Below are 16,813 nucleotides of genomic sequence, written 5' to 3'. Positions count from 1 at the left end.
TCGACCTCGCGGGCGCCAGGGAGCGGAGCCGGGCGGCCAGCGCCTCGCGCAGGAGGGGGGAGGGGTCGACGACGAGCGCACTGGCGTCAGGGCCGAGCGGGACGCCGTCGGCCCAGGGCAGGCCCAGCGACATCCGACCTCCCCTCCAGGTACTCCACTCGGCCCAATGCGTCCTGGCCGAGTGAGCGAACACGCCGGGGCGAGTCTAGGCGCCGGCTCCGGCGCTCTGCCCGCCCGCGCCCAGCAGGTGGACGCCCTCGGGCGGCAGGCCGGCCGCGTTGGCCAGCACCTCGAGATAGGCGCGCAGGTGCCGGTCGAGGTCGACGTCCTCCGCCGTCCAGGACGCGCGGATCTCCACGTCGACCGAGTGCTCGGGGGCGGCGATCTCGCCGAAGCGGGTGGAGGCGGTGCGGGTGATGGTGCCGCCGATGGCGTGGTGCGCGGCGCCGCTGTCGGCCAGCGCGTCGGTCAGCCAGCTCCAGGCCACCTCGGAGAACATGCTGTCGTCGACCATGTCGGAGTCGGTGACCGCCGAGACGTACCCGACGCACCGGGTGGTGCCCTGCCAGGCCTCGTGTCCGGCGGGGTCGAAGAGCACGATGAACCGGCCGCTGGCCAGCTCGACCTCCTCCTCGCCGTCGGCCTCGGAGACGGTGATCCCGATCGCCGCGGCGAACGGCGCGAGCCGCTGGGGCGCCGGGATCTGCTCCATCACCACCTCGGGGCGCGGCCGGACCGTCGACAGCGCGGCCAGGGCATCCCGGAAGGCAGCGGGGACCTCGGCGGGAGGGGTCTGCACGTCGTCGTCCGGACGGGTGCGCTGCGGGGCCACGTGCGCAGGGTAGGTCGGAGAGCGCGGCGCGTCGTGTCGTGACGCGCCGCGCCGGGCCAGGACTCCCGTCTGGGAGCATGGCCTGTCGTGGGAACCGCTGCAGCACCGACCCCGGCCGAGACCACCCCCGCCGACTCGGACCTGGTGCGCGCCGCGCGCGGTCTGCCGGTGTCCCGGACGCCGGTGTGGTTCATGCGCCAGGCCGGCCGCTCACTGCCGGAGTACCGCGCGCTCCGCGCCGGGACGGCGATGCTCCAGGCCTGCCAGGACCCCGACCTGGTCACCGAGATCACCCTGCAGCCGGTTCGCCGGCACGGGGTCGACGCGGCCATCCTCTTCTCCGACATCGTGCTGCCCCTGGTGGTCGCCGGGGTCGACATCGAGATCAAGCCCGGCGTCGGCCCGGTGGTCGCCTCGCCGGTGCGCACCGTCGCCGACGTCGACGCGCTTCCGCCGCTGGAGCCCGACCGGCTGGACTTCCTGGCCACCGCCGTGCGCCGGCTGGTCGCCGAGCTCGGTCCCACACCCCTGATCGGCTTCGCCGGGGCGCCGTTCACCCTGGCCACGTACCTGATCGAGGGCGGCCCGTCCAAGGAGCACGCCCGCACCAAGGCCTTCATGTACGCCGAGCCCGCGGCCTGGCAGCGACTGCTCGAGCGGCTCGCGGTCTCCGCGGCGACCTTCCTGCGCGTGCAGGTGGACGCCGGGGCCTCCGTCGTCCAGCTCTTCGACTCCTGGGCCGGGGTGCTGGCCGCTCCTGACTACGCCAGCTGCGTGCTGCCGTACTCCCGCGCGGTGTTCGACGGGCTCGCCGCTGGGCGGGCGGGGGAGCGCGCCATCCCGAGGATCCACTTCGGGGTGGGCACCGGTGAGCTGCTGCCGCTCATCGCGGACGCCGGCGCCGACGTGGTCGGCGTCGACTGGCGCGTGCCACTGGACGAGGCCGCCCGCCGGGTCGGGCCGGGCTACTCGCTGCAGGGGAACCTGGACCCCGCCGTCCTGCTCGCCGACCGGGCGACGGTCGACCGGGAGGTCACCCGGGTTGTTGAGCAGGGCCGGGCCGCCCGCGGGCACGTGTTCAACCTCGGCCACGGCGTGCTGCCCGAGACCGATCCCGGCGTGCTGACCCATGTCGTCGAGCTGGTCCACGAGCTCTCGGCCCGATGACCCGCCGCCGGCTCGTCGTCGTCGGCGCCGGCATCTCCGGTCTGACCGCCGCGTTCGAGTGGCACCGCGCCCGGCCGGACGACGAGGTCGTGGTGCTGGAGGCGGGGTCGCGGATCGGCGGGAAGCTGGACCGGGTCCGACTGGCCGGCCAGTGGTACGACACCGGCCCCGAGGCGATGCTGGCCCGGGTGCCCGAGGCGCTGGACCTGGTCGAGGCGCTGGGCCTGGCCGACCAGCTGGTGGCCCCGGCGGCGACGCAGGCCTCGATCGTGCTTCCGGACGGCCGGCACCCGCTGCCGGCCGGCACCGTGCAGGGCGTGCCCACCTCCGCCGACGGGCTGGCCGGTGTGCTCACCCCGGCCGGGATCGCCCGGGTCCGGGCGGAGGCCGACCTGCCACCGCTCCAGCTGGACGGCGACGTCTCCGTCGGCGCGCTGCTGCGCGAGCGGCTGGGCGACGAGGTCGTCGACCGGCTGGTCGAGCCGCTGCTCGGCGGGGTCTACGCCGGCCGGCCCGACGACCTGTCCCTGGCTGCCACGATGCCCGCCCTGGCGGCTCAGCTGCGCCGGACGCCGTCGGTGCTCGCCGGTGCGCTCGCCGCCCGGGACGCCGGTGCGCGCAGCCGGGGCGACGTCGACGGCCCGGTGTTCGTCACCGTGGCCGAGGGCATCGGGTCGCTGCCCGCGGCGCTGCTGGCGGCCTCCGGCGCCCAGCTGCGGCTGTCCACCCCGGCGCATGCGCTGCGCCGGGCGGGGTCCGGGTTCGAACTGTCGATCGGCCCGGTCGCGGCCCGGGAGACGCTGACCGCCGACGTCGTGCTGGTTACCGCGCCGGCGGCCAAGGCGGCCCGGCTGCTCGTCGAGGTGGCACCGGGTGCGGTGGAGCCGCTCGGGGGCATTCCGTACGCCTCGATGGCCGTCGTGGCGATGGCCTTCCCCGCCCAGCCGATCGCCGCCGGCTCCGGCCTGCTGGTGCCGCCGGTCACCGGGCGACTGGTCAAGGGCGTCACCATCTCCTCCTCGAAGTGGCCGCACCTGTCCCGGGGCGCCGACGGGGCCGGGGTGCTGCGGGTGCGGTCGTCGGTGGGCCGCTACGGCGACGAGTCCCAGCTGCAGCGCTCCGACGCCGACCTGACCGCCGCGGTGGTGGCCGACGTCGCGGAGCTGCTCGACCTCGAGCGCCGGGAGCCGGTGCAGACGGAACTGGTCCGCTGGGGCGGCGGGTTGCCGCAGTACCTGGTCGGCCACCCGCAGCGGGTCGTCGCCGTCCAGTCGGCGGTCGGCGCGGTGCCCGGGCTGGCGGTGGCCGGTGCCGCCTACGGCGGGGTCGGCGTGCCGGCCTGCATCCGGGACGCCCGCCGCGCGGTCGCCGCGCTCCGATGAGCGCGTCAGGGCGAATTCGCCGCGCCGCCACGGCGGCCGCTCCGGTCGTGTTCGTACTGGTGTGGAGCACCGGGTTCGTCGGCGCGAAGTACGGGCTGCCCTATGCCGAGCCGTTCACCTTCCTGGCGCTGCGACTGGGGCTCGCCGGGATGCTGCTCGCGGCGCTCGCCGTGACCACCCGCTCGGGGCGCCCGGCCGGTCGGGGCCAGTACGGGCGGGCCGCGGTCGCGGGACTGCTGCTGCACGCCGGCTACCTGGGCGGCGTCTTCTCCGCCATCTCCCTCGGCCTGCCGGCCAGCGTCGCCGCGGTGGTGGTGAGCCTCCAGCCGGTGCTGACCGCGGCGCTGGCGACGCGGCTGCTCGGCGAGCGGCTGGTCGCGCTGCAGTGGCTGGGGCTCGCGGTCGGCGTCGTCGGCGTCGCCCTGGTCCTGGCGCCGGGGCTGGCGAGCGCGTCGGGGGAGTCGGGCGCCTTTCCGCCCGCGGGGGTCGCCTCCGCCCTCGTCGCGCTGCTGGCCGGCACCGCCGGGACGCTGTGGCAGAAGCGGCACGGGGACTCGATCCCGCTGCTGTCCGGCACTGCCGTGCAGTACGCCGCCGCGGCCCTCGTGCTGCTCGCGGCTGCCGCGGCCACCGAGACGATGGCGGTGGAGTGGACGGCGGAGTTCGTCGCCGCTCTGGCCTGGCTGGTCGTGCCGTTGTCGCTGGGCGCCGTCCTGCTGCTGTTCGTCCTGCTGCGCCGGGGAAGCGCGGCGGGGGTCTCCAGCCTGTTCTACCTCGTTCCGCCCGCCACCGCGGTGGAGGCCTACCTGCTCTTCGGAGAGGAACTGCCGCTGCTGTCGCTGGCCGGGGTGGTGGTCACGACCGTCGGCGTCGCGCTGGTGCTGCGACCCCCCGGACGCCGGGCACGGCAGCGGGCGACAATGGGGGCATGAGCGAGGAGCAGACCGAACAGCGCAGCATCGGCAAGCGGGCCAACGAGCTCAACGCCCAGCTGCGGTACACGATGTGGTCGGTCTTCAAGGCGGCCCGGTCGCTCGGCGACGACCAGCGCGGCGCGGCGGCCGACGAGGTGACGTCGCTGTTCGACGAGCTCGCCGGCAAGGACGTCGTTGTCCGCGGGGTCTACGACGTCGCCGGGCTGCGGGCCGACGCCGACCTGATGATCTGGTGGCACGCCGAGGCGCCCGACGCGCTGCAGGAGGCCTACGGCCGGTTCCGCCGGACGACGCTGGGCCGCTCGCTGGAACCGGTCTGGTCGCAGATGGCGCTGCACCGCCCCGCGGAGTTCAACCGCAGCCACATCCCGGCCTTCCTGGCCGAGGAGGAGGCGCGTCGGTTCGTCTGCGTCTACCCGTTCGTGCGGTCCTACGAGTGGTACCTGCTGCCCGACGAGGAGCGGCGGGACATGCTCAAGGAGCACGGCATGCAGGCCCGGGGGTACCCGGACGTGCGAGCCAACACCGTCGCGGCCTTCGCGCTCGGTGACTACGAGTGGATGCTGGCCTTCGAGGCCGACGAGCTGCACCGCATCGTCGACCTGATGCGCGATCTGCGGGCCAGCCGGGCTCGGCGGCACGTGCGTGCGGAGGTGCCGTTCTACACCGGCACCCGCAAGCAGGTCGCGGAGCTGGTCGCCGACCTGCCGTGAGTGGGGGCTCTTGCGGTGGTCCGGTCGCTCTTGCGGTGTTGCAGTGCCGAAAGAGTGCGGGCAACACCGCAAGAGCGGGGGGTCGGGCCGCTGAACGGCCCCGGACACCGGAGCGCCCCGCTGACCTGACCGGTCGGCGGGGCGCTCCTGTGTGGTGCGGGTGAGCTCAGGCCTCGCTGGGGGCGAGCGCGATGCTCACCGAGTTGATGCAGTATCGGTCGCCCGTCGGGGTCTGCGGGGCGTCCTCGAAGACGTGGCCGAGGTGGCTGCGGCAGCTGCCGCAGAGGACCTCGGTGCGAAGCATGCCGTGGGCGCGGTCCTCGCGGAGGACGACGTTGTCGCGGCTGGAGGGCTCGTAGAACGACGGCCAGCCGCAGTGCGAGTCGAACTTCGTCTCGGAGCGGAAGAGCTCGGCGCCGCAGGCCCGACAGGAGTAGACGCCGACCGTCTTCGTGTCGACGTACTGGCCGGTGTAGGGCCGTTCGGTGCCGGCCTCGCGGAGGACTGCGTACTCGTCCGGCGACAGCTGGGCGCGCCACTCCTCGTCGGTCTTGACGACCTGGGGCTGATGGGCGGATGTGGTCATGACCCCACCGTACGGCGGCTCTGCCACCCGCGCCGCGGCCGGCCCGCCCCGCCGCCCGGGTGGGTGACCGGGCACATCGGTGCAGCTCAGCGCGCCCTCAGCGCACGGTCAGCGGAAGATCACCGGGCGCAGCGGAGGGCTGGCGGTCCTGCCCGGTCGCGCCGGCCCGGCGCCTCGTACCGTGGACTGGCTGGGGGTTCGACCTCCAACCCGATCGAGAGGACGCCATGACCGCGGAGCAACCGCTGCCCGACGTGTGGTTCACCCGCGACCTGCCCGTGCTCCGGGCGATCGTCCGCCTGCTCGACGAGCCGCCGCACGGGAGCGCGCCCTACCTGGGCGCGGTCGTCCCCGCCAGCGGGCTGGCCAAGCCGCCGGTGGTGTCGGCGGCCAACGCCCTGGTCGGCGCGGGCTACCTCGACGCGCTGACCAACCACGCGGGGGAGATCGTGCGGTTCACCGGCGCCTCGGCCGAGGCCCGGCGGCTCACCGGGCTCTGGCCGACGCCGCAGGGGGAGTGGGAACGGCTGGTCGACCAGCTCACCGCCCGCGCCGCCGGCGCGCTGACCGACGTGGAGCGGGCCCGCTGGCAGGCCCTCCTCGACGCCGCGACGGCGCTGGGGCCCGACGACGGGGCGCTCCTGATGTCGGCGCTCATCGGCGGCTACGTGCCCCGGGCCCGCTGACGCGGCGGGAACGCGACAGCGCCCCCGTCCGGTTTCCCGGACGGGGGCGCTGTCGTTGGTCAGGTGGCTGAGATCAGCCGACCGATCTGGAGATCAGACCGGCTGGACGTTCGCGGCCTGCGGGCCCTTCTGGCCCTGCTCGACGTCGAACGAGATGCGCTGGCCCTCGTCGAGCGAGCGGTACCCGCTGGTCTGGATGGCCGAGTAGTGGACGAAGACGTCCGGGCCGCCGCCATCAGGGGTGGCGAAGCCAAACCCCTTCTCTGCGTTGAACCACTTCACTGTTCCTTCGGGCATTGCTCGCTCCTAGCTGAGGTCGTACGTCGGGGTCCTGCCATCTGCAGGGCCTTCCCGACGTGGACAACCCTAGCCGCACATGCACCACCTGCGCAGCACCGCACCCCTTGGAGAGGGCCAGAAGTGTGATTTTTCGTGTCGGACTTCGGCTGGAGGGGCGCTCACGAGGACTGCAGCAGCCCCAGGACGTCGCCGTCGGCGTCGGTGACCGTGGCGATCAGCTTGCCGCCCCCGACGTCCCGGACCGGCTGTCCGGGGGTCGCTCCGGCGGCCACCAACACGGTCGACGGCGACTCGCCCAGCGGTTCGAGGAGCACCGGGACCACCTGCGGGCGGTGGCCGCCCGGATGCTCGGGTCGGGCGCCGAGGCCGAGGACGCGGTGCAGGAGGCGTGCCTGTGGCTCAGTCGTGCCGAGCCCGACGGGGTGGCGCACCTGCGGGGCTGGCTGACGACCGTCGTCGGGCGGTTGTGCCTCGACGTCCTCCGCTCGCGCCGAAGCCGGCCGGAGGCGCCGATGGGGGAGCACGTCCTCGAGCCGGTCGAGCCGCCCGGGCGTGGCACCGACCCGGAGCACGAGGCGCTGCTGGCGGACTCGGTCGGTTCCGCACTGCTCGTCGTGCTGGAGACGCTCACCCCGGCCGAGCGCATCGCGTTCGTGCTGCACGACCGTTCGCCGTCCGTTCGACGAGATCGCCCCGGTGCTGGGGCGGACGCCGGACGCGGCCAAGCAGCTCGCCAGCCGGGCGCGCCGCCGGGTGCGCGGGTCCACGGCGGACGGCGCGAGCGACCCGGCCCGTCAGCGGGCGGTCGTGCGGGCCTTCCTCGCCGCCTCGCCGCCTCGCGCGACGGGGGACTTCGCTGAGTTGCTGGCGCTCCTGGCCCCTGGTGTCGTGCTGCGGGCCGACGCCGCCGCGGTGCGGGCGGGTGCGACGCCGAGGTCCGCGGCGCGGTCGCGGCTTCGCCGGGCGGGCCCGGGCCGCGTAGTTGGCGCTGGTGGACGGCTCCCCGGCGCGGTGTGGTCGGTGGGTGGCCGACCACGCGTGGTGCTCGGGTTCGCGGTCGCCGAGGGACGCGTGGTCCGCATCGACCTGATGGCCGACGCCGACCGGCTCGGGTGACCCCGCGGTGACAGTGCTCGAGGGCTGACCCGGGTGCACCGGCGCGGCATGGTCCGGCTAGAGCAGCCGGCCGTGCTGGTCGAGGAAGCCGGGCTCCATGTACGGCTCCCCGGCGACCCGGGTGGTGACCGGAGGAGCGGCGGCGGAGGCGCCCGGAGGCGGTCCGGCAGCGAGCGCCAGGCGCCCCGGCCGCCAGGCGCGGACGATGATCGGGGCGCGCTCGGCCTGCTCGGCCTCGTCGGCCAGCCGGGCCTGCTCCCGGCGGTACGCCCGCAGCCAGCGGCGCCAGCGGTGGCCCAGGACGTCGACGGCAACCAGGACGGCGACGCCCACGGCGACCACCAGGAGGGCGTTGACCACTGCCGTTGCCACGTCCAGCGCGGTGAGCTGCGGCCAGCCGACCGAGTCGAGCTGGCTCCCGACCATCTCGATGACGACGTACAGCACGCCGTACACCACGATGGGGACCCTCATATCCAGCCCTTCCGCGGTTGTTCCGACTCGTCGATCAACGACAGGTCGGGTACCCAACGGAAGTCCAGGAGCCACCTGGGCGGCCTGCCCTCACCCGGACGGGTGAGGGCAGCGCCGAAGTCCGCGGGTCAGCGTTGGGTCGGGCCGTCGGTCTCGTCGCGGCGCAGGGTCTCCTCGGCGGTGCCGGCGTGCCGGCCACCACCGTCGTGGCGCGACCCGGGGGCGAGCTTCTCGGCCTTGGCGCGGAGCTCTTCGGCGGTCGAGCGTTCCTCGTGGGCCTTCCCGGCGCGTTCCCGCGCCTCCTGCTCGGCCAGCGCGGAGCGTTCCTCGACCTCGGCCCGCTCGCGGCGGGCGCGGGCGGCCTGTTCCTCGGCGAGTGCCTGCTCCTTGTCCGCGCGGGCGCCGCGGACCTCGGCCTCGTGCAGGTGCTCCTGGGCCTGTTCCCGCTTGCGCACCGTCCCGGCGCGGCCGCGCTTGGCCGCGGCCAGCGCGATGAGTGCCAGGACCACGATGACGGCGACGACGATGACGATGATCAACCAGGTGTCCACGGTGTGCTCCTCCGCTGGGGCCAGTGGTGACCAATGCCCGGAAGTGGATCATCGAAAACGTTGGGTTCCGCCTCGATCCACGTCCCCGGCCGGTCACCTCATCGGCTCGGCGCCGGAGCGGGGGTCACCGTGCCTGCGGAAGAAGGAGCCGGTACGGCTAGCTGGCCAGCTGGTAGAGCACGACCCAGACCACGGCGACGAGGACGAGGGCGACCGCGAGCCACCCGCCGATCCAGCGGATGCCGCGCCCACCCCGGCGGGACGGCGCCTCGCCGTCGTCCGCGCTGTCATCGTCTTGAGGCGGGTCCTGTGGCCTGCTCATCGAAGCTCCCATCAGCGCTCGGGTGGCGGTATACACCACTGCGTCAGTGTGCTCGACCCCACCAGTGACCACACGATCGGCCCGACCGTCATCCGCGATCGGACCGACACCCCGCTGGTGCGTCGGCGCACCGCGCCGGTGTGGCGAAGCCCTGGAAGGCGGCGGGGGCGCGCGCCGTAGGCCCAGCCCAGACCCCCTTCAGGACGATCGCGATGCAGCCGTCGCACTGCGTGGTCACGGCGATGGCCGAGCGCCCGGTCGGGCAGGACGCCGGCAGACCGGGCGGCCACCGACGCGCCTGTCCCGGGCGCCGGCCGGCGTCGCTGCCGACCCCGTCAGCTGTGCTCGGCGACGTAGTCCTCCGGGTCCTTGTCCACGGGCTTGATTCCCTTGGCGTGTTGGTTCTCGTAGGCGATGAACTGAACGGCGATGTCGTGGCGGGTCTGCAGGTCGGCGTGCCGCCGGAAGTCGGCGAGGTCCTGGCGTTCCTCCTCGGCCATGTGGTCGCTGTTGGACACCCGGGCCTCGGTCACGGCCTGCCACCAGTCGTCGGTGCCGGTCTCGTGCCCGGCCACCTTGCGGACGGCGTCGCGGATCTCGTTGTGGTCCTTGATCGCGTCCTCGATCTCCTCGCTGACGCTGTCGGCGTCACTGGCGCCGTGGCCGACGGTCAGCAGCCGGGGGTAGAAGAACTTCTCCTCCGCCTCGGCATGCACCTCGAGCAGGATCTCCAGGCGGCCCCAGATCGCGGACAGGGCCGCGGTGTCGTCGCGGGGAATCTCGTCGAGCAGAGCGAAGGTGCGCCGCTGTTCGTGGTGCTGGAACAGGATGAGCTCGGTGATGTCCATGGACGTCGGCGTACCCGTGTTCCCGGCGTCCACGCCGACGACCCTCCCGTACGGTCCCGTCGAGCGGTCCCGTCGACCACCGGCGGTGTTTCGCGGTAGGCATGAGCACGCGTGCAGAGGGACGCGAGAACGTCGCCGGCCGAGCGGGGGTCCCCGCGGTCGCGCGTCGCCCGGGGTCAGGCGCCCTCGCTGACCGGCCTCTTCGCCCGGCTCGGCTGCCCCCGCGTCGCTCCCGGCAGCTTCGGGGAGCAGACCCGCTGAGCGATGCGCCAGACGGCGGGTTCGCCGGATCATCGGCCGGGTCCGGTCGGCCAGCGGGCAGCTCGCGGATTGACGGAACTCGGCGGAAGTTCTGGTCCACGAGGCTGATGGGTGAGTCGCGCTCGGGGAAGATGCCGGCCATGTCGGTGCGGCGGCGCATCTCGCGGCTGAGCCACTCTCGGGGGTTGTTCGACCAGATCTGCCGCCACACCTCCTTGGGACCTCAGTAGGGCCAGGGCCGTCGGCCACGATCCAGGCGGCGGCCTGCCGCGGCGCGGTCGACGCCCCAGGATCGGCCGGCCGGGACCAGTGCGAGCACGAACAGCGGCACCCAGATCAGCGGTTCCTCGAACAACCAGGCGCCGCTGGAGTAGTACAGCGCTTGCACGTACAGGGCCGACAGGAGGGCCAACAGCGCACCCAGCCGGCTGGCCGCTCCCAGCACCAACAGTGCACCGGCGATCGTCTCGGTCCCGGCCAGCAGCCACCTGACGGTGTCGTAGTGCTCGAGCAGGAACCGGGTGATGTCCTGGATCAGCGGGACAGCCGTGCCTCGCCCACCGCGGGACTCCAGGCCGTTGCGCTGCATGATGCCGGCGGCATCCTCGCGGCCGATCAGCGTCGCGCGGAAGCCGAGCAGGGAGACACGGGTGATGTCGAAGAACTTCGCCAGCCCGTTGAGCAGGAACGTCAACCCGAGCAGGATGCGGATGGACGCCATGCCCCGGCCCAAAGCGGTCGTCGGCACCACCGGTGGTTTGCTGTCATCGACGGCGGCAGCGGCAGGAGCCGCTCTCATGAGCTACGTGGCACGGTCGCCCAGGCGCCGAAGATGCCGATGTTCGCGGTGACCCCGACCGAGGTCGTCGACGTCACGCACTACTGCATTCCCAGCGAGTCGTAACCGAACTCGATCAGCCGTGCCTGCGTGAAGTGTTCCTCGACCTGGGCGGGGTTGAATCCGAGCCAGATGTCGGCCTGTTCGGTACGCATCCACTCATAGGAGTGCGCGACCTCGTCGGTGACCGCCACCTTTCCGCCCGGGCGGACCACCCGCGCCATCTCGGCCAGCATCGCCGCGGGGTCGGGAGCGTGGTGCAGCACCATGTTCGCCACGGCGACGTCCATGCTGTCGTCAGCGAGCGGCAGGGCATCGAGTTCGCCCTCGGTGAGCGTGACGTTGTCCAGGCCCAGTGCTCTCAACGTCTCCCCAGCGACCGTCAGCATCGCCGGGGAGTTGTCCACCCCGACAACGCTGGCCACCCGATCGGCCAACCCGGCCGCGACGAATCCGGTCCCCGTCCCGACGTCGACCACCCGGGACTGGGGCCCGACGCCGGTCCGCTCGGCCAGGGCTTCGATGATGTCGGCGTTGTAGAAGCTCGACCGCATGTGGTCCCAGTCGACCGAGACCCGCTCGAAGAACGCCTTGACCTCTGCGCTGTCCACGAACTGAGCCTGACACGGATCGTCCTGGTGTACCGACTGGGCCAGCGGAGGCGCATCGTGGTGCGGGGCTGACGCCTGCCGTCGTCGCGGAGCGCGCTCGCCACGCGAAAGGGGTGCCGTGCGTGTCCACGCCGAGTGAGCAGCTGTCGGTGCTCGGGTGCCGATCACCGTCGATGCTGTGGCCGACCGACTCCCGGACGCCGACGGGGCCTTCGATGCCCCGGTCTGCTCACTCGTCCTGTGCAGCGTGCCCGATCAGAGTGCGGCTCTGCGGGAACCGCACAGGATGCTGCGGCCGTGTGGCCGGCTGTACTTCTGGAAACACGTACGGGCCGACGGGCCGAGGTCCGCACGGGTGCAGCGACTGGTGGATGCCACGATCTGGCCGATCCGCTGCGGTGGATGTCACGCCGGACGGGATACCGCAACCGCGATCGAAGCGGCGTAGACGCCCTTGTGCAGCAGATCGGCCCCGAGTTCGTCACCGCTCCAGTGCCACGGCGCGTCGGCGATGCCCAGCGCTGGGTACAGGGCGGCGTCCCCGCCCCCACACGAGCGCGAAGTGCGCGGCACTGGCCGCCGGCCCGGACAGGCCCGGGACGTCGAAGACGTCCCGGAGGGCACCCATGGCAATGCCGTGCCCCCAGTGAACCGGAGCGTTGAGGCGGGCCACGTCGCCCAGCATCGTGGGATCCGCGCCGGGCAGCAGGTGCGCGCCCACCTTTCCGGGCACCGTGCTGGCGGCCCGTCCGTCTCCGATATGCCTGGCTCCTGTTCCTGCACGGCTACGCGCCCTGACCGAGGTCGATCATGAGGTCGCCGTCCATCACGTACGACGCCCGGTGACGTAGTCAGCGTCCGCCGAGGCCAGGAAGACCGCCAGCCTGGCGATCTCCCGCCGGCTGCGCCGCCCGCTTCCACGGGATGCGCTGCCCCTGCTCATCCAGCAGGGCGGGATCGTCGATGGCCGGCTGGTTGAACGGGGTTAGGACCATGCCCGGCGCGATGCTGTTGACGTTGATCTTGTGCGGGGCGAGTTCCAGCGCCAGCGTCCGGGTGAGCATGCGGACGGCGCCCTTCGAGCAGTCGAAGTTCGACCCCAGCGTCGAACATGTGCTCGACCTCGTTCTCCCCCTTCAGGTCGGCCTGGATGACCACGGCCCCTCCTGGGCGAACGCGCTGGCGGTCGCCTGCCCGATGCCGGAATCCGAGTCCGAGTCCGTGATGAGCGACCTTGCCGTCCAGTCGTCCGGTCATGCCAGTCCTCCAGGAGGCGGTGCGTCGGTGGGAAGCCGGCCGTCGCCGTGGGCGGCGCAGGGGAACGTGTCGGTGCTCGCGGGCGTGGTCGCCGACGGGTGGCCGATGCGCCAGGCGGCGTTGATCAGTCCGATGTGGGAGAACGCCTGGGGCGTGTTCCCCAGCAGCTCACCGGTCGTCCCGTCGGCCTCCTCGGCCAGCAGGCCGAGGTCGTTGGCGTAGGTGGTGGCGGCGCGAAACCACGCCCTCGCCCGCTCGTCCTCGCCGGCCAGGGCGAGGCACTCGACGAGCCAGTAGGTGCAGATCAGAAAGCCGCTGTGGTCCGCGGACCACCGCCGGATCAGCCCGTCGGCGCCCAGCCGGCTCTCGACGGCCGCGATGGTGGCCGCCATCCGCTCGTCGGTCGCCGGCAGGAAGCCGACCAGGGGAAGGATGAGCACCGACGCGTCCAGCTCATCGGAGTCGAACGCACCGGTGTAGGCCCCGGCCTGCTCGCTCCACGCCCGCTCGAGGACCGCGTGGCGTACCGCATCGCGGGCCGCCGTCCAGCGGGGCACGTCGGCGCCGTCCCCGAGCCGCGGCGCCAGGCCGAGCGCGCGGTCCAGGGCCACCCAGCACATCACCTTGGACGAGGTGTAGTGGCGTTCGGCATCCCGGGCCTCCCACATCCCGGCGTCGGCCGCCGACCACCCGCTGGCGGCATGGTCGGCGAGGGTGACCAGCAGCTCCTGTACCGGCCCGCCGAGGTCGTCGAGCTGGTCGCGCAGGACGTGCGCGGCGTCGAGGACCTCCCCGAAGACGTCGAGCTGCTTCTGTTTCCATGCCTCGTTGCCCACGCGCACCGGTCGGCTCTCCCGGTAGCCGGCCAGGTGGTCGAGGGTGTGCTCGTTGAGGTCCCTCTCGCCCTCGACGCCGTACATGATCTGGACCAGCTCTCGGCCGTCGCGACCGGCAGCGTTGGCGAACCAGTCGAACACCCGTCGGGGCTCGTCGGGGCAGGCGGCGATCCACAGCGAGCGGACGGTCAGGCTGAGGTCACGCAGCCACGCGAACCGGTAGTCGAAGTTGAGGTCGCCGCCCGGCAGTTCGGGCAACGATGTCGTCGCGGCGGCCACCACCGCTCCTGAGGGCCGGTAGGTGAGGCCCTGCAGGACCAGCGAGCTGCGCCGCACCTCCTCGGGGAAGGCGCCGTCATAGGCGGTGTGTTCCGCCGCCCACGACTGCCAGCCCTCCGTCGTGTCCTGCACCGAGGGCCGTTCCTGGGCGCGACCCGGCGACGAGGCCGTGCCGAAGGTCGGGGAGTAGCGGAGCCTGAACTCCAGCGTGTCCCCGGCCGACACGGAGAACGCGGCGCGGGCGGCTCCGTCGGAGCAGGTCCAAGGAACGGGCCCGGTGCACAACAGCCGCACCGGACCGCCCTGCGCCTCGACCTGCCGGCCGTCGGCGCGCAGGTGCGGTTCCGTGCGCCCGTACTCCATCCGCGGCGCCAGCTCGCTCTGCAGGTCGACGACACCGGAGAGGCCGACCACCCGGCGCAGGAGCACGTGCGGGCTCTCCAGGCCGATGTCGTGCCCCCGCGCCCCGGGGCCGAACGCCAGGGCATCGCTCAGCTCCACCATGCCGGTCGCCGTCCGGAACACGGTGCGCAGCACCAGGGTGTCGGCGACGTACTCCCGCGCGGACTCGAAGGCGCCGTCCGGAGCCAGCGTCCAGTGCCCGGCCGCAGGATCGAGCAGGCGGCCGAAGACCGAGGGGGAGTCGAACCGGGGGACACACCACCAGTCGACGGAGCCGTCGCGGTCGACGAGCGCGGCGGAGGTGCAGTCGGAGAGGAACCCGTAGTCCCCGATGGGCGGCTGGCGGCGCGGCGGCGGACGCTCGGTGCGCTCTCGCTCCGCGACCACATCGGGAGGGAGGACGGCGTCGGGCACGTCCCTGACGCTAGGGCGAGATCCGGGTGCGGAACACGGTCCGCGGCATTGCGAAGTCCTTACACCGTGCGGCGACCCTCCCCGGCCGGCGCGTCGTAGCCCTACCGTCCAGCAGTGGACTCGACCGCGAACAGGGCCGGGCGGGCGGTGACCGGGCACGTCCTCGTCCTCGACGAGGACCCCACGGTCACCGACGTGGTGCGCCGCTACCTCGAGCGCGAGGGGTACACCGTGCGCATCGCGGCCGACGGCCAGGCGGGGCTGGCGGTCGCGCTCGCCGACCCGCCGGCTCTGCTGGTGCTCGACCTCATGCTCCCCGGGCTCGACGGCCTGGAGGTGTTCCGCCGGCTGCGGGTGGCGCACCCGGTGCCGGTCGTCATGCTCACCGCGCGCGGTGACGAGGCGGACCGGGTGACCGGCCTCGAACTCGGCGCGGACGACTACCTGACCAAGCCGTTCTCACCCCGTGAACTGGTCCTCCGCGTCACAGCGGTGCTGCGCCGCGGCGCGCCGCCACGCGCCTGGGGCTTGCTGAGCGACGGCGACCTCGTCGTCGACCTCGCCGCGCGGGAGGCCCGCCGGGCGGGGCAGCCGCTGATCCTGACGGTCCGCGAGTTCGACCTGCTGGCCTTCCTGCTGCAGCATCCGCGCCAGGCGTTCGACCGGACGACGCTCCTGCACCGGGTGTGGGACTGGTCCTTCGGAGACGCGTCCACGGTGACCGTGCACGTGCGCCGGCTGCGGGAGAAGGTCGAGGACGATCCCTCGTCCCCTCGACGCGTGGTCACCGTCTTCGGGGTCGGATACCGCTACGAGCCCGAGGAGGACCGGGAGTGATTCCGCTGGACGATCTCCTCGTCGTCCTCGCCATCGCCGGCGCCGCCGCCCTCGCGGCGGCGCTGGCCGGTGCTGCCGCGTTGGCTGCCGTGCGCCGGCGGTCGATCGCTGTCGGGCTGACCGTGCTCGTGCTCACCGTGGTCGGCGCCGGTGCATCCGCCACCAGCGCGACGGGCCTGGCCATGTTCCTGTCGGTCCACGACCTCCGCGTCCTCCTTGTCGTCGTCGCGGTGGCGGCAGTCGTGGGCACCGCTGGCGCGCTGCTGCTGGCCCGCCGGTTGGTTGCCGGCGTCCGCGACGTCGCGGCGGTCGCCCGGTCGCTCGCCGATGAGGGCCCGGTGGCGGTGCCGGACCGAGCCCTCCCTGCCGAGCTCGCCGCCCTGGCGAGCGACCTCGTGACCGCGGCCGAGCGGCTCGCGGTGGCGCGGGCCCGGGAGCGGTCCCTCGAGGGCAGTCGCCGCGAGCTGGTCGGGTGGGTCAGTCACGACCTGCGCACTCCTCTTGCGGGCCTCCGTGCGATGGCCGAGGCGCTCGAGGACGGGGTGGTCGACGAGCCCTCCGAGGTTGCCGCGTACCACCGCCGCATGCGGGTGGAGACCGACCGGCTCACCGCAATGGTCGACGACCTCTTCGAGCTGTCCCGGCTGCACGCCGGGACCCTGCGGCTCATCCCGGTCCCGACGGTCGTCGCCGACCTGGTGAGTGATGCCGTCGCCGCCGCCCGCCCGGTCGCCCGGGCGAGGGGTGTGCACCTCGTCGGCCGGGGGGATCCTGACGTCGCCTGCCTGCTCTCCGCCGTGTCCCTGTCCCGAGTGGTCTCCAACCTCGTGAGCAACGCCGTGCGGCACACGCCGGCCGGGGGCACCGTGACGGTCACCTGCGGTAGGGCCGACGGGAACGTGTGGGTCGTCGTCAGCGACGAGTGCGGCGGCATCCCGGAGGTGGACGTGCCCAGGGTGTTCGACGTGGGTTTCCAGGGCAGTCGCGCCCGGAGTCCGCGTGATGGCGCCGGTGGCGGGCTGGGCCTGTCCATCGCGCGGGGGCTGGTCGAGGCCGCCGGTGGTCGCGTCGAGGTAGCCAATCGGGACGGCGGCTGTTGCTTCACCGTGCGTCTGACGGCCCCCCGGTCGGTTCCGACCGACTGACGCACTGAATGGCCGCGGCCG

22 protein-coding genes and 2 pseudogenes are annotated in these 16,813 nt (G+C 73.4%); 10 read left to right on the top strand and 14 right to left on the bottom strand.

Features of this window, described 5'->3' with window-relative positions:
* Positions 1-205: 205 nt before the first annotated feature.
* Positions 206-832: a DUF3000 domain-containing protein gene (locus BLW04_RS15595; protein ID WP_091543085.1), complete on the bottom strand. Its 627-nt coding sequence runs from the start codon at positions 830-832 to the stop codon at positions 206-208.
* Between the two features lie 87 nt (positions 833-919).
* Here BLW04_RS15595 and hemE point away from each other — a divergent pair, with 87 nt between their 5' ends.
* The 4 genes from hemE to hemQ are packed head-to-tail and all read left to right on the top strand — an operon-like array spanning position 920 to position 5,029.
* A complete protein-coding gene (gene hemE, locus BLW04_RS15590) occupies positions 920-1,999 on the top strand; it encodes a uroporphyrinogen decarboxylase (RefSeq protein ID WP_091543083.1) in 1,080 nt (359 codons plus the stop codon).
* A complete protein-coding gene (gene hemG, locus BLW04_RS15585) occupies positions 1,996-3,381 on the top strand; it encodes a protoporphyrinogen oxidase (RefSeq protein ID WP_091543081.1) in 1,386 nt (461 codons plus the stop codon). Before hemE ends, hemG begins: the two co-directional genes overlap by 4 nt.
* Entirely contained in the window at positions 3,378-4,313 is a 936-nt protein-coding gene (locus BLW04_RS15580; RefSeq protein ID WP_091543079.1) for a DMT family transporter, read from the top strand. The genes hemG and BLW04_RS15580 overlap by 4 nt, the downstream gene beginning before the upstream one ends.
* Positions 4,310-5,029 carry a hydrogen peroxide-dependent heme synthase gene (hemQ, locus tag BLW04_RS15575; RefSeq protein ID WP_091543076.1) on the top strand — a complete coding sequence of 240 codons (720 nt, stop codon included), beginning with the start codon at positions 4,310-4,312 and terminating at the stop codon, positions 5,027-5,029. Before BLW04_RS15580 ends, hemQ begins: the two co-directional genes overlap by 4 nt.
* A 166-nt stretch (positions 5,030-5,195) precedes the next feature.
* Here the strand turns inward: hemQ and msrB are convergent, their stop codons facing one another.
* Positions 5,196-5,615 (bottom strand): peptide-methionine (R)-S-oxide reductase MsrB, encoded by a 420-nt coding sequence (gene msrB / locus BLW04_RS15570; protein WP_091543074.1) that lies wholly within the window; start codon positions 5,613-5,615, stop codon positions 5,196-5,198.
* Positions 5,616-5,842: 227 nt separating this feature from the next.
* On the opposite strand from msrB, the gene BLW04_RS15565 reads away from it, so the two are divergent.
* Positions 5,843-6,301: a hypothetical protein gene (locus BLW04_RS15565; protein ID WP_091543072.1), complete on the top strand. Its 459-nt coding sequence runs from the start codon at positions 5,843-5,845 to the stop codon at positions 6,299-6,301.
* A gap of 93 nt (positions 6,302-6,394) precedes the next feature.
* Here the strand turns inward: BLW04_RS15565 and BLW04_RS15560 are convergent, their stop codons facing one another.
* Together BLW04_RS15560 and BLW04_RS28540 are read right to left on the bottom strand one after the other, a co-directional pair.
* Positions 6,395-6,598, bottom strand: coding sequence for a cold-shock protein (locus BLW04_RS15560; protein WP_091543069.1), 204 nt, complete (start codon positions 6,596-6,598; stop codon positions 6,395-6,397).
* A gap of 161 nt (positions 6,599-6,759) precedes the next feature.
* A complete protein-coding gene (locus BLW04_RS28540; protein WP_254781629.1) occupies positions 6,760-6,915 on the bottom strand; it encodes a VOC family protein in 156 nt (51 codons plus the stop codon).
* A 30-nt stretch (positions 6,916-6,945) separates the two neighbouring features.
* Between BLW04_RS28540 and BLW04_RS29685 the strand changes: the two are divergent.
* Together BLW04_RS29685 and BLW04_RS28535 are read left to right on the top strand one after the other, a co-directional pair.
* Positions 6,946-7,203, top strand: a pseudogene (locus tag BLW04_RS29685) (sigma factor); the annotation flags it as partial.
* 94 nt (positions 7,204-7,297) lie between these two features.
* Positions 7,298-7,717, top strand: coding sequence for a sigma-70 family RNA polymerase sigma factor family protein (locus tag BLW04_RS28535; RefSeq protein WP_254781627.1), 420 nt, complete (start codon positions 7,298-7,300; stop codon positions 7,715-7,717).
* Between the two features lie 57 nt (positions 7,718-7,774).
* Here the strand turns inward: BLW04_RS28535 and BLW04_RS15545 are convergent, their stop codons facing one another.
* The 7 genes and pseudogenes from BLW04_RS15545 to BLW04_RS15520 form a co-directional block, all read right to left on the bottom strand.
* The gene (locus tag BLW04_RS15545) at positions 7,775-8,191 is read right to left on the bottom strand and encodes a hypothetical protein (protein ID WP_091543068.1); all 417 of its coding nucleotides are present in this window, start codon (positions 8,189-8,191) and stop codon (positions 7,775-7,777) included.
* 128 nt (positions 8,192-8,319) lie between these two features.
* Positions 8,320-8,742: a hypothetical protein gene (locus BLW04_RS15540; protein ID WP_175484077.1), complete on the bottom strand. Its 423-nt coding sequence runs from the start codon at positions 8,740-8,742 to the stop codon at positions 8,320-8,322.
* A 157-nt stretch (positions 8,743-8,899) separates the two neighbouring features.
* Positions 8,900-9,064: a hypothetical protein gene (locus BLW04_RS26815; protein WP_175484076.1), complete on the bottom strand. Its 165-nt coding sequence runs from the start codon at positions 9,062-9,064 to the stop codon at positions 8,900-8,902.
* 335 nt (positions 9,065-9,399) lie between these two features.
* Entirely contained in the window at positions 9,400-9,945 is a 546-nt protein-coding gene (locus BLW04_RS15530) for a hemerythrin domain-containing protein (RefSeq protein ID WP_217631070.1), read from the bottom strand.
* 325 nt (positions 9,946-10,270) lie between these two features.
* Positions 10,271-10,393, bottom strand: a pseudogene (locus BLW04_RS25975) (transposase); the annotation flags it as partial.
* 3 nt (positions 10,394-10,396) lie between these two features.
* Positions 10,397-10,924 carry a DoxX family membrane protein gene (locus BLW04_RS15525; RefSeq protein WP_175484075.1) on the bottom strand — a complete coding sequence of 176 codons (528 nt, stop codon included), beginning with the start codon at positions 10,922-10,924 and terminating at the stop codon, positions 10,397-10,399.
* A gap of 128 nt (positions 10,925-11,052) precedes the next feature.
* The gene (locus BLW04_RS15520; RefSeq protein WP_175484074.1) at positions 11,053-11,622 is read right to left on the bottom strand and encodes a class I SAM-dependent methyltransferase; all 570 of its coding nucleotides are present in this window, start codon (positions 11,620-11,622) and stop codon (positions 11,053-11,055) included.
* 157 nt (positions 11,623-11,779) lie between these two features.
* Here BLW04_RS15520 and BLW04_RS29680 point away from each other — a divergent pair, with 157 nt between their 5' ends.
* Positions 11,780-12,070, top strand: a complete 291-nt coding sequence (locus BLW04_RS29680; RefSeq protein ID WP_091543057.1) for a methyltransferase domain-containing protein — start codon at positions 11,780-11,782, stop codon at positions 12,068-12,070.
* Positions 12,071-12,103: 33 nt separating this feature from the next.
* Here BLW04_RS29680 and BLW04_RS25970 read toward each other — a convergent pair whose 3' ends face one another.
* The 3 genes from BLW04_RS25970 to BLW04_RS15505 all read right to left on the bottom strand — a co-directional run bounded on the left by BLW04_RS25970 (position 12,104) and on the right by BLW04_RS15505 (position 14,810).
* Entirely contained in the window at positions 12,104-12,355 is a 252-nt protein-coding gene (locus BLW04_RS25970; protein WP_139306860.1) for a hypothetical protein, read from the bottom strand.
* Between the two features lie 118 nt (positions 12,356-12,473).
* A complete protein-coding gene (locus BLW04_RS15510) occupies positions 12,474-12,725 on the bottom strand; it encodes an SDR family oxidoreductase (RefSeq protein ID WP_256375486.1) in 252 nt (83 codons plus the stop codon).
* A gap of 150 nt (positions 12,726-12,875) precedes the next feature.
* Complete coding sequence (locus BLW04_RS15505) at positions 12,876-14,810, bottom strand: glycoside hydrolase family 15 protein (RefSeq protein WP_217631067.1); 1,935 nt, start codon at positions 14,808-14,810, stop codon at positions 12,876-12,878.
* A 114-nt stretch (positions 14,811-14,924) separates the two neighbouring features.
* Here BLW04_RS15505 and BLW04_RS15500 point away from each other — a divergent pair, with 114 nt between their 5' ends.
* Together BLW04_RS15500 and BLW04_RS15495 are read left to right on the top strand one after the other, a co-directional pair.
* The gene (locus BLW04_RS15500) at positions 14,925-15,647 is read left to right on the top strand and encodes a response regulator transcription factor (RefSeq protein WP_217631066.1); all 723 of its coding nucleotides are present in this window, start codon (positions 14,925-14,927) and stop codon (positions 15,645-15,647) included.
* Positions 15,644-16,792, top strand: coding sequence for a sensor histidine kinase (locus BLW04_RS15495; protein ID WP_217631065.1), 1,149 nt, complete (start codon positions 15,644-15,646; stop codon positions 16,790-16,792). Before BLW04_RS15500 ends, BLW04_RS15495 begins: the two co-directional genes overlap by 4 nt.
* The last annotated feature ends 21 nt before the right edge of the window (positions 16,793-16,813 follow it).

It is taken from the genome of Modestobacter sp. DSM 44400 (genome assembly GCF_900107175.1).
In the GTDB taxonomy this organism is placed as follows: Bacteria; Actinomycetota; Actinomycetes; order Mycobacteriales; family Geodermatophilaceae; genus Modestobacter.
Note: the sequence above shows the minus strand (reverse complement) of the source record. Positions and strands in the feature narration are given on the sequence as shown.

Coding starts and splice junctions, on each gene's coding strand:
- BLW04_RS15560 (WP_091543069.1), bottom strand. CDS start 6,598: ATGCCCGAAGGAACAGTGAAGTGGTTCAACGCAGAGAAGGGGTTTGGC.
- hemG (WP_091543081.1), top strand. CDS start 1,996: ATGACCCGCCGCCGGCTCGTCGTCGTCGGCGCCGGCATCTCCGGTCTG.
- BLW04_RS15580 (WP_091543079.1), top strand. CDS start 3,378: ATGAGCGCGTCAGGGCGAATTCGCCGCGCCGCCACGGCGGCCGCTCCG.
- BLW04_RS26815 (WP_175484076.1), bottom strand. CDS start 9,064: ATGAGCAGGCCACAGGACCCGCCTCAAGACGATGACAGCGCGGACGAC.
- hemQ (WP_091543076.1), top strand. CDS start 4,310: ATGAGCGAGGAGCAGACCGAACAGCGCAGCATCGGCAAGCGGGCCAAC.
- BLW04_RS15565 (WP_091543072.1), top strand. CDS start 5,843: ATGACCGCGGAGCAACCGCTGCCCGACGTGTGGTTCACCCGCGACCTG.
- msrB (WP_091543074.1), bottom strand. CDS start 5,615: ATGACCACATCCGCCCATCAGCCCCAGGTCGTCAAGACCGACGAGGAG.
- BLW04_RS15545 (WP_091543068.1), bottom strand. CDS start 8,191: ATGAGGGTCCCCATCGTGGTGTACGGCGTGCTGTACGTCGTCATCGAG.